The organism is Companilactobacillus paralimentarius (assembly GCF_963227125.1).
GTDB classification, from domain to species: domain Bacteria; phylum Bacillota; class Bacilli; order Lactobacillales; family Lactobacillaceae; genus Companilactobacillus; species Companilactobacillus paralimentarius.
Window position 1 is genome coordinate 1596644 of the sequence record NZ_OY724131.1, and the last position, 13217, is coordinate 1609860.

Sequence of the window (13217 nt, forward strand, 5' to 3'; positions counted from 1 at the left end):
TAATACCTCAAATCGTATCGGAACTCTCAAGTTTCTTGTGTAAGTATCCCGTTTCATTCCATTCGACCAACTTATATTGGCCATCTTTATATTGTAAATGTGTCAAACTTGTATTTGACAATCCACCATCTTTTCTAATTTCATCAACTTTTGTACCTAATAATGATTGAATCATCGTAACTAAAGCAGCACCATGACTAACAATTACAACACTACCTTTTTCATGATTGGCTTCAACAATCCTTTGCACAGCATTCGTTGTTCTCTTTGCTACTTCTTCAAAAGACTCCCCACGAATTAAATCATAATCGTAATCTTTAGGTTGATGCCTAAAAGCATAAATAACTTCAGGCATTTCACGCTCTAACTCTGAAAATTTACGACCTTCCATAATACCTAAATCGAATTCTCGTAAATCACCAACAATGGACAAGTCAATGTCACGATGCAAATCTTTAATTAAAGTTTCAGCTGTTGTTCTAGCACGTGGAAGTGGACTTGAATACATATGATCAATCTCCACATTTTCCAATCGCTTTGCTAACAAGCCAATATCATGCAAGCTTTCTGACAACAAAGGCGAATCCCCATGTCCACCCTGATATTTTCCCTCTAAATTCCATTGGGTCTTTCCATGTCTGACAAAATACAATTCCATTTTTCTCTCACCTTACAAAGTTAATTAATTACAATTATGGATTTTTTAACATCTTTTTTCAAGTTAAGCCCAATTTTTACAGAAAATAAAAAAACATCCGTTAGAGATACACATATCATCTATGTGTATTACAAACTCTAACAGATGTCTATTTTTTAATCATTAAATATATTGTAACTTCTTTGCAGCCATGTAAGCAGCATCGATAGTAGCACCGCCAAGGCACTCCTCACCATCATAGAAAACAACCTCTTGTCCAGGTGTAATCGCACGAACAGGATTATCAAACTCAACGTTAACCTTACCATCACCTAATACGTGAACTGTAACGCCAGTATCTTGTTGACGATATCTGAACTTAGCTGTGGCATGGAAAGTATCGCCATAATCTAAGCCTGTGATGAATGAAAGATCTGAAGCTTCTAGATGATCAGCATACAATCTAGGATTATCGTATCCTTGGTCAACATAAAGAACATTCTTCTTCATATCCTTACCAACAACGAACCAAGGCTCGTTAGACTTACCGTTACCACCGATACCAAGTCCTGATCTTTGACCGATTGTGTAATACATTAAACCAGCATGATCACCCTTGATCTCACCAGCAGGTGTCATCATCTTACCAGGTTGTGCAGGCAAAAACTCGCTCAAGAACTTACGGAAGTTTCTTTCACCAATGAAACATACACCGGTTGAATCCTTCTTCTTAGCCGTAGACAAACCAGCCTCTTCAGCAATACGACGAACCTCTGACTTTTGCATACCACCAATTGGGAACAAAGCCTTTTGAAGTTGCTCTTGTTGAACAGTACTTAGGAAGTAAGTCTGATCCTTGTTGGCATCGCCACCACGTAACAAATGAACAACGCCATTGTCATCGCGGAATGATTGAGCATAGTGACCCATTGCAATGTAGTCAGCATTTAGCTTGTTGGCATAGTCCAAGAAAGCTTTGAACTTAACCTCTTTGTTACACATAACATCAGGATTAGGAGTTCTTCCCTTACGATATTCGTCTAGGAAATACTCAAATACACGATCCCAATATTCTTTTTCAAAATTAACTGAGTAATAAGGAATACCAATCTTATTGGCAACCTTAGCAACATCTTCATAGTCCTCAGTTGCAGTACATACACCGGAGTCATCTGAGTCATCCCAGTTCTTCATAAATACTCCGATAACCTCATAGCCTTGTTGTTTCAAAAGAAGTGCACTAACTGACGAGTCAACGCCACCACTCATACCTACTACAACACGCTTCTTCTTATTATCCATTTTAAAACCTCATTTATTTTGCTAATACATTTTTTTCTTTCAAAAAGTCCATTAAATATCTGTAATCTTGAATTTCTTCTTCAGAATCCTTCAATTTAAAGATATTAATATTGTGCATACCACTTTTATCAGTAATTGATAGTTTCAAACTATCTAAATCTTTACTAACAACAGCCTTAACAAAAAATCTAGCTGCATATGGGGAAGTCCCATTGAGTGGATGTTCCAAACGGAATCCACCCTTGTTAGTTTCCTTAAAACCACTATCCATTAGTGAATAACGTTTGACCTCTGGACTTAATTCATAAACTTCTTGGTCCCCAAGTACTTGAGCTTGTTTTTTATCCATATTTATCATCCCTTATAAATAATCATTATTAGTTATAAGTTTGAATAAAATTAATTAATTAGTCAAGTCGGAAACGATATCTACTAACTTATTTGTAAATTTAACAATTTCGGCCTCAGTATTGTCCTTACCAAAACTAATTCGTACTGAATCATTAATTTTAGGACTATCCTCACCAAACATTGCTACTAAGACATGAGAAGGTTCCAAACTACCGGCTGTACATGCAGAACCACCAGAAATAGCGAAGCCTTCAAGATCTAAACGAGTCAACAAGACCCCACTATCAATACCTGGCAAATACAAATTCATCACATGATTTAATGCATGACTATCAGTAGGCCCATTAATTCCAAAAGGAATATTGTTTTCTTTCAAAATTTCTTGAATCTTTTGTTTGAAACCAAAATAACGATTTTGACGAGCTTTCTTTTCATCTGGTGTGATCAATTGTACTGCTTTAGCAAAACCAGCAATGGCAGGCACATTTTCAGTTCCTGCACGACGTTTAGTTTCTTGATCTCCACCCTTAACAAAAGATGGAATATGAATATCGTCATTAATATATAAAAAACCGATAAACTTAGGACCATTGATTTTATGTGCTGATGTTGAAAGCATATCAATGTGTTCAGCTTTGACATCAATATCTTCCATGCCATAAGCTTGTACAGCATCCGTATGGAAAAAGGCTTGATGATCTTTTAATAATTCACCAATTTCTTTAATAGGATTCATTGAACCAACTTCATTATTACCATACATGATTGTTACTAAAATAGTATCATCACGTAACGCATCTTTAACTTGTTGAACAGTAACTTCACCACGTTCATTAGGTTTAAGATAAGTAACTTCAAAGCCAAGTGATTCCAAGTAGGCTAATGGTTTCAAAATAGCTTCGTGTTCAATCGCTGTTGTTATAATATGTTTTCCTAATTTTTGTCTAGATAAAGCTGTTTCAACGACAGCCGTATTGTCACTTTCAGTACCACCACTTGTAAAAACAATTTCTGAATCTTTTGCATTGATACTTTGAGCAATTACATGCCGACTTTCATCTAAAACTTTACGAGCTTGACGCCCAAAATAATTGGTAGCAGAAGCATTACCAAAATTATTTGTCATTTGATCGCTGATCACATCGACTACAGATGTAGCCATTGGTGTCGTAGCAGCATTATCTAAATAAACAAATGCCACAATAAATCCCCTCTATTCTTGGTCTAAAAAGTTCAGCAACATTGTTACTGATTTGCGTCCGGCTTGTAGAACAAATTCGTCAAAGTTTACACTAGCACTTTCGTCACCAACATCACTCATTGAACGAATAACAACGAATGGTGTTTTGAATTGTGTACAGACTTGAGCCACAGCTGCACCTTCCATTTCAGATGCTAAGGCATCTGGGAAAGACTTTTTAATTGTAGCAATTTTTTCAGCTGCGTCAATAAATTGGTCTCCAGTTACAATCAAACCAACACATGATGTCAAACCTGTTCTCTTAGCAGCGGCCGCAATCTTTTCAACATAAGTCTTATCTGCATTAAAGTAAAGCTCTTGTTGAGGTAACTGACCAACTTTATAACCAAAGCCAGTTGCATCAACATCGTGATAAGCCATCTTGTCTGAAATAACAACATCACCAATATGTAGACCTTCACCAATACCACCAGCTGAACCAGTATTAACAATAAAATCTGGTTGATAACGTTCATTGATAATTGTCGTTGTCATTCCCGCTTGTACTTTACCAATTCCACTTTGAGCTAAATACACTTGATGATCTTTATAATTACCAATTGTAATATCTACTCCAGCTACAGAATCTTTTTTAACATCGGTTAAAGATTCCTTCATTAATTTAATTTCTTCTTCCATTGGAACGATTACACCAATTTTCATACTTTACTCCTCAAATAAAAAATAATATTAAAAACACTAAGATAATTAGGCCGAATACTGTAATGATTGCAATATTTAACTTTTTTTTCAAACGATTTGTCTTATTATCAAAAGATTGAATTTTTTCTTCAATAATTTGCTCAGGATGCTGTTTTGCATATTCTTGTTCAGCTCGACGGCGTTCCTGCATACGCAACTTTTCCTGTTGCTGTTCAACCTGATCAGCTCGCACTACGGTCTGTGGTTGATCAGTTGATTTAATTTTTGAATGATAATAGTCTTTCAATTTAGAAAACATTTATTTTTCCTTTGCTTCCATTAATTCCCAGTAAGTAACTGCATAGATTGATTTGGAGTCACAAATAACACCTTTGTCAATTTGTTCTTTAGCCTCAGACAATGTTAATTCTTCTACATTTAAAAATTCATCAGGATCCAATGGACGTTTAAACTCGACTTTCTTCAAATCAGTTGCTTTAAAGACTGTCAATTTCTCATTTGAATATCCAGGACTGGCAAAAAAAGCTGTCACTTTTTCAAGATTATCAGTTGTTAATCCTAATTCTTCATCCATTTCGCGTAAGGCGACCTCTTTCAAGTCACTACCTTCATCCGAATCAATTTTACCAGCGGGAATTTCCAAAGTTTCTTGTTCTAAAGGTGTCCGCCATTGTCTAACAAAAATCATCTTGCCATCATTAGTAAATGGAATAATTGCGACAGCTCCATGATGTTGAACAACTTCACGAATATCAGGGATTCCGTTTGGCAAAACTACTTGTTCTACATCAACATCAAAAATTTTGCCTCCGAACATTCTCTTCTTGGCAACAATCTCTTCATAATATTTTGAATCTTCTTTACTCATTACTTGACCTTCCTGACTTTATTAATCTTACGACCGACATCACAATTGCAATCAAACAAATAACTACTGCAAATGACATTGTAACACGCATCCCGTCAATAAAAATATCCGGTCTACCTTCAACGTAAGTAGTGACTGACTTACCATAGAATTTACTCATTGATAAAAATAGGACTGTTGTGGAAACAGAAACTCCAATTATCATACCTAAATTACGAGATAAGGCATTCAATCCACCAGCAATTCCTAAATCTTTAGTCTCAACTGAACTCATAATCATTGTATTATTCGGCGCTTGGAATAAACCATTACCCAAGCCATTTAACCCGATACACAATAAAATAAACCAGATTTCTGTCTTCAAATTGAAAGCTAAATATCCCAATTGGGCCAATTCGATTACAACCAATCCAACAATTGTTAAAACAATTGGATTAACCTTTGCTGATATTTTACCAGAAATAGGAGCAACTACAACCTGTACTAATGGAAAAGCCATTAAGATGTAGCCTGCCGTTGAAGCAGCGATACCCAAGGCATTTTCTAAATAGAATGGTGAAATCACATTGAAGAAGAAATTAGTGACGAAAATAAAGAATCCCGCTACTAGTCCTAACGTGAAATTATGATTACGAAAAATTCTTAATTCAATCATCGGATTAGTAACTTTTTTCTCAATCGTCAAGAATATTCCAAAGAAAATTATAGCAGCTACAAATGCCACAATAATATAAGGATTAGTAAATCCAATTGATTGACCAACAAAAATAGCTCCAAAGAAAAGCAACAATGTTACAAAATATGCTGCAAAACCAGTTTTATCAAATTTAACTGGATTGGTTTTTTCCACTTTAGGCAAATTGACATAGCCCAAGATCAATGCTACCAAACCAATTGGAATATTGATCCAAAAAATATAACTCCAGTGAAAATGGCCTAAAATTAAACCACCAATTCCTGGTCCGGCAATTGCTCCTATAGATACAAATGAACCAATATAGCCCAAAGCATAACCGCGTTCTCGTAAGGGGAATGTTTCAGTAATAATGCCGTTATTAGTAGCCATTGCCATTGATGCACCAGTAGCTTGGATTACTCTACCTACCAGTAGCATTACTAAATTATCACTCAAACCACAAACGATGGAACCGATAATAAACATTACTGAACCAATCTTGAATACTTTTATTTTACCGATTGAATCAGCAATTTTTCCAAACATTAATAAGAAAATACAAATTGTGACTAAATAAATGGAAACGACCCACTCAGCCATATTCATTTCGATATTCAAATTTTTACTAATAACCGGCAAGGCAATATTTACAATTGAACCGTCAAGCGTTGCCATTAAAGTAAAAATACCAACTGAGATCAGAATCATCCATCTTCTTGGATTTGCTTGCTCGTCCATATTTTTTCTCCTATTTTCTCCTCAAAGAAAAAGAAAGCACTATTCAGCGCTTTCTTCTTTTTTGATATTAATATTAACAGCTTGTGGTCCCTTATAACCAGGTGCAATCTCAAAAGTAACGCCGAGACCTTTTTCAATATAAAAGTCCTCACGATTAAGAATTGAGTCCGCAAAGAAGAAAATATCTTCTTCCCCATTATTTATAAAACCAAAACCACGGTCCTTATTGAACCTTACTATTTTTCCTGTGAACATTATTCACCATTCCTAATCATCAAAGCCCTCAGTCTTTGTTTCTGGATACTCTTCAGCAACAATCTTAGCACATCTAGCACAGAATGTTGGATAATTACTATCACTACCAACGTCAGTCTTGATCATACGACATCTTTGACAAACGTCTCCTTGAGCCTTTTCAACTAAAACATCAGCAAGTTCATACTTATCGGCATTGGCTAATTCTTGATCTGAAAGTTCAAATTGAGAAACGATTAATAATTGACCAAAATTACTATCAATTTTATCAAGAACAGCTTTTAAGTCAGTACTTGGATGAACGGTTACTTTAGCTTCAAGTGATTTACCAATCATTTTATCAGCACGGGCAACTTCAAGTGACTTCAAAACATTGTCTCTAAAGTCCATGAAGGTTGTCCAATCACTTTCGATTTCAGCTTGATCAGGAAGATCTTCAACTTCTGGCATTTCTGCTAATTGAACATAATCTTCTGATTCTTTAAGGTATTCCCAAACTTGTTCCATAGTATGTGGCAAGATTGGTGTCAACATCTTAGCTAATTTAACAACTACGTCATAGATAACAGTTTGCATTGAACGACGAGCATGTGAATCCTCAGCATCAATATAAACAACATCTTTGGCAAAATCTAAGTAGAATGTTGACATTTCATTAACAATGAAACTAACAATTGATTTCTCAACGTCAGCAAAATCATATTTGTCATAATCTGCCAAAACATTCTTAACTAAGTCATTCAACTTGACCTTGATATATTTATCTTCTGGACGAAGATCACTATATGCGACAGCGTTAGTCTTTGGATCAAAATCAGTTGTGTTAGCTAACATGAATCTGATAGTATTTCTGATCTTACGGTATGTTTCAGAAACTTGTTTAAATGAGTCAACTGAAACAGAAACATCAGAACTTGAGTCAACTGAAGCAACCCAAAGACGGATAATTTCGGCACCAAATTGTCTTTCGATATCACTAGGTGAAATGACATTTCCAAGTGATTTACTCATTTTAACGCCATTCTTATCCAAAGTGAAACCTTGTGACATAACAGCCTTATATGGTGCAACTCCATAAGCAGCTACGGAAGTTACTAGCATTGAGTTGAACCAACCACGATACTGATCAGAGCCTTCAAGAATTAAGTCAGCTGGGAATGTTAAATTATCACGAGTCTTAGCAACACCTGAATGAGCTGTCCCAGAGTCAAACCAAACATCCAAGATATCAGTTTCCTTAGTAAACTTACCATTTGGACTACCTGGATTTGTATAGCCTTCTGGAAGAAGATCCTTAGCATCCTTTTCGAACCAAACGTTAGAACCATACTTACCTACTAGGTCTGCTACATGGTCAACAGTTTCCTTAGTCATGATAGGGTCACCATTTTCGGCATAGAAAATTGGTAGTGGAACACCCCAAGCACGTTGTCTTGAAATTACCCAATCACCACGATCACGAATCATGTTGTAAAGACGTGTTTTACCCCAAGCAGGTTTGAAGTCGATTTTTTCGATTTCATCAAGAATTTGTTGTCTAAACTTATCAATTGAAGCAAACCATTGTGGTGTAGCACGGAAAATAACTGGTTTCTTAGTACGCCAATCATGTGGATAACTGTGAGTGAAGAAACTTAATTTCAATAATGAACCATTTTCCTTCATACGTTCAGTAATCATCTTGTTAGCATCATCGTAGAAGACACCCTCATATTCTGGTACTTCATCTGTGAAACGACCTTGTGCATCGATTGGTGAGAAAACAGGCAACTTGTATTTCATACCAACAACAAAGTCATCAGCACCAAATCCAGGAGCTGTATGAACCAAACCAGTACCATCATCAAGTGTAACGTGGAATCCAAGAATTAATTCTGATTCACGATCATAGAATGGATGTGTAGCTGTCAAACCTTCAAGTTCAGCACCCTTAAATGTTTTAAGAATTTCAACATTTTTCCAACCAAGTTGTTCTTGAACGAATTGGATTCTTTCTTGAGCAACAACATATTTCTTACCATCAGCATTAACTTCAGCGTAAATAAATTTAGGATTTACACAGATAGCTTCATTAGATGGAATTGTCCATGGAGTTGTTGTCCAAATGATGAATGAAGCATCACTGTCAACTACACCTTTACCATCGCATACTTTGAAGGCAACAAAGATTGATGGTGACTTGATGTCCTTATATTCAACTTCAGCTTCAGCTAGAGTTGACTCAGATGATGGTGACCAGTAAACAGGTTTCTTACCACGGTAAATGTAACCTTTATCGACCATTTCACCAAAGATCTCTAATTCAGCCTTTTCAAATTCAGGTTGGTAAGTAATGTATGGGTGATCCCAGTCAGCTGAAATACCTAAACGTTTGAACCCAGCCATTTGTTTCTTAATTTCACCCTGAGCGAAATCGTAACATAACTTACGATATTCGGACATGCTCATTTCCTTACGTTTGACACCCTTTTTAGCCATTTGTTGTTCAATTGGAAGACCATGAGTATCCCAACCAGGAACATAAGGTGAACGGAATCCATTCATTGATTTGTAACGAACGATAATATCCTTTGAAACCTTATTTAATGAATGTCCCATATGGATATCACCATTAGCAAATGGAGGTCCATCTAGTAATTCAAAAGTTGGTTTACCTTCGTTTAATTTTTGTCGCTTTTCGTAAAGTTTGTTTTCTTCCCAAGCCTTTTGCCATTCAGCTTCTTTGTTTGGCAAATTACCACGCATTGGGAACTTAGTTTTACCTAAGTTAAGAGTATCTTTTACTCGCATTCTTTCACCCCTTCTAAAATAAAAAGAACCCATCCAATCTAGGACGAGTTCTCGCTATACCACCTATTGGTAAATTAATATACGGTTTTTTAAGAGCCGATATACCTAAAGAATTTTTACTAACCTCACACCATTTGCTAGCTCGCTGAAAAAATTTACTCTAAGCACTTATTCTCTTAATTTTCCTTCGAATCACCATCAGCGTCATCTTGAAAATTGAACGTAGGTTCATTTTGTTGATGATTAATCGTATAAGATTCGTCTGGTTGGTCATTCTGAATATTATCATTATAATTCATTTGATCTGACTTTGAAACCTGATCTTGCATATTTTCATTATTTTGTACATTAGGTTGATAGTCTTGAGTAGTACCATTGGCTTGATCACCAATTTCCTGTTTTAATTTTTCAGTAGATGTACTGTCATTAAGCTTAGACCACTCAGGATTTTCAACCATGTCAAGTTGTTGCTTGAGCATTCCTTGAAGACCTTGACGGAATGAATTAACTGATTTTTTCAAATTATCAGTCTCAATGGTGACTTGACGGGCACGATCAGATGCATCCTGCAAAATCCGATTAGATTTATCAGTTGATTGATTTAGTAAATCACGAGCTTTTTTCTGAGACTCTTCTACAATAATCTGTGCTTCCTGTTCTGATTCGGATTTCACCTTTTCAGCCGCTTCTTGAGCAACCAAAATAGATTGATTCAAAGCATCCTTCATATCAGTAAAATACTTTAATTGGTCAGTAGTATCTTTAAGTTGTTTTTCTAACTCAGCATTTTTTTGTAATGCCAGATTATAATCTTGAGCTGCTTGTTTCAGAAAGTCATTCACTTGGTCGCGGTCATAGCCTCTAAATTTACTATCAAATTCTTTATCATGTATTTCTACTGGTGACAATACCATAACTTCACGCCCCTATTATTTCTTAATAACATTTACGAACAGAATATATTTATTATTCTTTGATCGTCCCATAATGTCGTTAATTCTTATTCTACCAAAACCTCTTACACTAAGTGTATCAGTTATTGTAATAAATGAACTAGCATTCTTATTAACAGCCCAATTTATTTGAACTTTCCCATGATCTACCAGCGCTTTAGCATTTTGTCTGGATAAATCGTAAACGGTAGCGACGATCGTATCCAAACGTAATGATTGTACATTGATTGTCTCATCCGTTGAATCATCTTTGGGTAATAACAGATCTTGAAAATCCTTTTCCATCAAATGCACCTTGAACGGACCAATTTTCTTAACTTGTTCCTCAATATAATCACTCATTGATTTGAAAACAAAAAATTGCCAATTTTCACCATCAGTAATGATGTCACCAAATCGATCACGGTCAATTCCTGAACCAGTCAACGATCCGAGAATCTGTCCGTGATGTAAATTAGCAAATTTTTCTGGATACCGAATTTCATACATGGATATATCATAATCAGATTCCTGAGGCACAAAATAGTCAGGAGCAATTATTCCCCTGACCCTTTCAGCACTATCATATCCACCAAAATAATGTACAAATAAATCATCATACTTATTAATCAGATTGTTTAAAATTGTTTGCTCTCTTAAATTTAAAAAATCCGTCAATTGTGGAGTATACATTGTTTGAGCCTTTAACAAAATATCGCTCATCTTATCAATAAACGGTTTTTCCTCAGGTCTAAAATAACCTCCACCCATGACTCCTTTTTTATCTTCCATCATAAAATTATCATAAAAATCACTTTCTGCAATAATCGTATTAATATTATGGCAATTATTGGAGAGAAATCAAAAAGGCCAATACTTGTTGGTATGACTCTTCTGATTAGATTTAAGAATGGATTTACCATTGAAGCAACAAATCTTCCAAAAGCAGAGTTATATAAAGCTGGTACGAATGACATCAAGCAATATACGAATAAAATAAATTCGTACAATTCAAACGCCCAACTAATGATAAATGGTAGTCCACTTACAATTCGATCCATATCTTTCCTCGACTTACTATTCGTTTATGTCTGGTATACTTCCATCAATTTCAAACTTCGGTGGTGTGCAAAGAAAGATTTTTTCCCCAACACGTTTAATCTCGCCATTTAAAGCAAAGATAGTACCAGTTAAGAAATCTACGATTCTCTTTGATTGTTCATCATTGACATTATTAAAATTAACGATCACAGCTTTATTATTCAAAAGTTGTTTAGCAATAACCTTTGCGTCAGAGTAAACTCTGGGTTGATAAATAGCAATCTTACTATTGACCGCACTTCTACTCTCACTTGCTGCACTCATTGATACGACCTTTTCATTATTTGAATAATTTTTTTTAGGTTGAGGCGTTTCGACTGGTTTTTCTTCAAAGTCTTCATCGTCATTAATTCCAAAAAAACTGCTTAGTTTTTCAAATGCCATAAGAAAATCTCCTTTTATTTATTGTTACGACGTTTAAAGATTGGAGGAGTTGAATCATCGTCATCATCGCTTAAATCGATAGTTTCAGGTTTTTGGAAAATTTCAAAATCACCTTTTTCACCGGAAACATCCTTTGGTTTAGATGCGTCACGATTAATATCCCAAGCGGCCAATGGATCATTATTAGTTGCTTGTTCCTTTGGCTTAGCTGATTGTTCTTCAGCGTTATCAGTTGCTTTATTTTGATTATTATTAAAAGCAGCTCTTGGATTATTTAAAGGACGTCTAGCTGGTTCACGCTTCTTATCTTCACTTTCAACACCCGTAGCAATTACAGTAACCTTAACTTGGTCACCCAAAGTATCATCAATTGAAGTACCAAAGATAATATTAACATCTGAGGTAGCTTGTTCGGAAACAATTTGCGCTGCATCTTGAGCTTCAAACAATGATAAGTCTGGACCACCAGTAATATTAAGAAGTACCTGTTTGGCACCATCAATTGAAACTTCAAGTAATGGTGAAGAAATGGCCTTCTTAGTTGCTTCAGTAATTCTGTTTTCGCCATTAGCTGTACCGATACCCATTAAGGCTGAACCTTGATCAGACATAACAGTCTTAACATCAGCAAAATCAAGGTTAACAAAACCAGGTGATGTAATTAAATCAGAGATACTTTGAACACCTTGACGTAAAACATCATCGGCAATACTAAATGCCTCACCCATTGGTGTCTTCTTATCTACGATTTCTAATAGTTTGCTATTAGAAATAATAACTAATGTATCAACATCTTTTTTAAGTTCTGTAATACCATCAGCAGCAAAACGTGAACGTTTAGCACCCTCAAAAGCAAATGGACGTGTGACAACGCCAACTGTCAAAGCACCACTTTCCTTAGCAATGTTAGCTACGATTGGAGCAGCACCAGTACCAGTTCCACCACCCATTCCGGCAGTAACAAAAATCATATCGGCACCTTCAAGGGCCTCTTTAATGGCTTCTTCACTTTCTTGAGCAGCCTTTTGTCCAACCTCGGGATTTGACCCAGCACCTAATCCTCTTGTTAGTTTAGGTCCTAATTGAATTTTGGTTTCAGCGTTAGAGCTTTCTAGTGCTTGAACGTCTGTATTAGCAGTGATGAATTGAACACCTTTAATCCCTGCTTCGACCATTCGATTTACGGCATTACCACCAGCGCCACCGACACCGATAACCTTAATTACCGCTCCCTTATTATTGGTTGAGTCTAAAGTATATTCCATTAAGGAGTTCCTCCT

At 35.8% G+C, this 13217-nt stretch carries 15 protein-coding genes; all 15 read right to left on the reverse strand.

Going from position 1 to position 13217, the window contains the following annotated elements; translation table 11 throughout:
* Positions 1-7: 7 nt before the first annotated feature.
* The 15 genes from ACI6PB_RS07720 to ftsZ all read right to left on the reverse strand — a co-directional run bounded on the left by ACI6PB_RS07720 (position 8) and on the right by ftsZ (position 13202).
* Positions 8-658: a histidine phosphatase family protein gene (locus ACI6PB_RS07720; RefSeq protein WP_025084725.1), complete on the reverse strand. Its 651-nt coding sequence runs from the start codon at positions 656-658 to the stop codon at positions 8-10.
* Positions 659-820: 162 nt separating this feature from the next.
* Positions 821-1939, reverse strand: a complete 1119-nt coding sequence (mnmA, locus tag ACI6PB_RS07725) for a tRNA 2-thiouridine(34) synthase MnmA (protein ID WP_025084726.1) — start codon at positions 1937-1939, stop codon at positions 821-823.
* Positions 1940-1952: 13 nt separating this feature from the next.
* Entirely contained in the window at positions 1953-2288 is a 336-nt protein-coding gene (locus ACI6PB_RS07730) for a hypothetical protein (protein WP_309510862.1), read from the reverse strand.
* Between the two features lie 54 nt (positions 2289-2342).
* The gene (locus ACI6PB_RS07735; protein ID WP_404327243.1) at positions 2343-3491 is read right to left on the reverse strand and encodes a cysteine desulfurase family protein; all 1149 of its coding nucleotides are present in this window, start codon (positions 3489-3491) and stop codon (positions 2343-2345) included.
* Between the two features lie 12 nt (positions 3492-3503).
* Positions 3504-4193 (reverse strand): 5'-methylthioadenosine/adenosylhomocysteine nucleosidase, encoded by a 690-nt coding sequence (locus ACI6PB_RS07740; protein WP_404327244.1) that lies wholly within the window; start codon positions 4191-4193, stop codon positions 3504-3506.
* 10 nt (positions 4194-4203) lie between these two features.
* Entirely contained in the window at positions 4204-4491 is a 288-nt protein-coding gene (locus ACI6PB_RS07745) for a hypothetical protein (protein ID WP_404327246.1), read from the reverse strand.
* Entirely contained in the window at positions 4492-5061 is a 570-nt protein-coding gene (locus tag ACI6PB_RS07750) for an NUDIX hydrolase (RefSeq protein WP_404327247.1), read from the reverse strand.
* On the reverse strand, positions 5054-6475 hold the full coding sequence (locus ACI6PB_RS07755; protein WP_309510859.1) for an MFS transporter: 1422 nt from the start codon (positions 6473-6475) through the stop codon (positions 5054-5056). Before ACI6PB_RS07755 ends, ACI6PB_RS07750 begins: the two co-directional genes overlap by 8 nt.
* A 39-nt stretch (positions 6476-6514) precedes the next feature.
* The gene (locus ACI6PB_RS07760; protein ID WP_025084733.1) at positions 6515-6730 is read right to left on the reverse strand and encodes a cold-shock protein; all 216 of its coding nucleotides are present in this window, start codon (positions 6728-6730) and stop codon (positions 6515-6517) included.
* Between the two features lie 12 nt (positions 6731-6742).
* Positions 6743-9520: an isoleucine--tRNA ligase gene (gene ileS / locus ACI6PB_RS07765; RefSeq protein WP_404327248.1), complete on the reverse strand. Its 2778-nt coding sequence runs from the start codon at positions 9518-9520 to the stop codon at positions 6743-6745.
* 176 nt (positions 9521-9696) lie between these two features.
* Positions 9697-10434, reverse strand: a complete 738-nt coding sequence (locus ACI6PB_RS07770) for a DivIVA domain-containing protein (protein WP_056955695.1) — start codon at positions 10432-10434, stop codon at positions 9697-9699.
* 15 nt (positions 10435-10449) lie between these two features.
* On the reverse strand, positions 10450-11244 hold the full coding sequence (locus tag ACI6PB_RS07775; RefSeq protein WP_309510858.1) for a YlmH/Sll1252 family protein: 795 nt from the start codon (positions 11242-11244) through the stop codon (positions 10450-10452).
* Complete coding sequence (locus ACI6PB_RS07780) at positions 11244-11513, reverse strand: YggT family protein (protein ID WP_025084736.1); 270 nt, start codon at positions 11511-11513, stop codon at positions 11244-11246. The genes ACI6PB_RS07775 and ACI6PB_RS07780 overlap by 1 nt, the downstream gene beginning before the upstream one ends.
* Before the next feature lie 16 nt (positions 11514-11529).
* Positions 11530-11937, reverse strand: coding sequence for a cell division protein SepF (locus ACI6PB_RS07785; RefSeq protein ID WP_025084737.1), 408 nt, complete (start codon positions 11935-11937; stop codon positions 11530-11532).
* A gap of 14 nt (positions 11938-11951) precedes the next feature.
* Positions 11952-13202, reverse strand: a complete 1251-nt coding sequence (ftsZ, locus tag ACI6PB_RS07790) for a cell division protein FtsZ (RefSeq protein WP_025084738.1) — start codon at positions 13200-13202, stop codon at positions 11952-11954.
* Between the last annotated feature and the right edge of the window lie 15 nt (positions 13203-13217).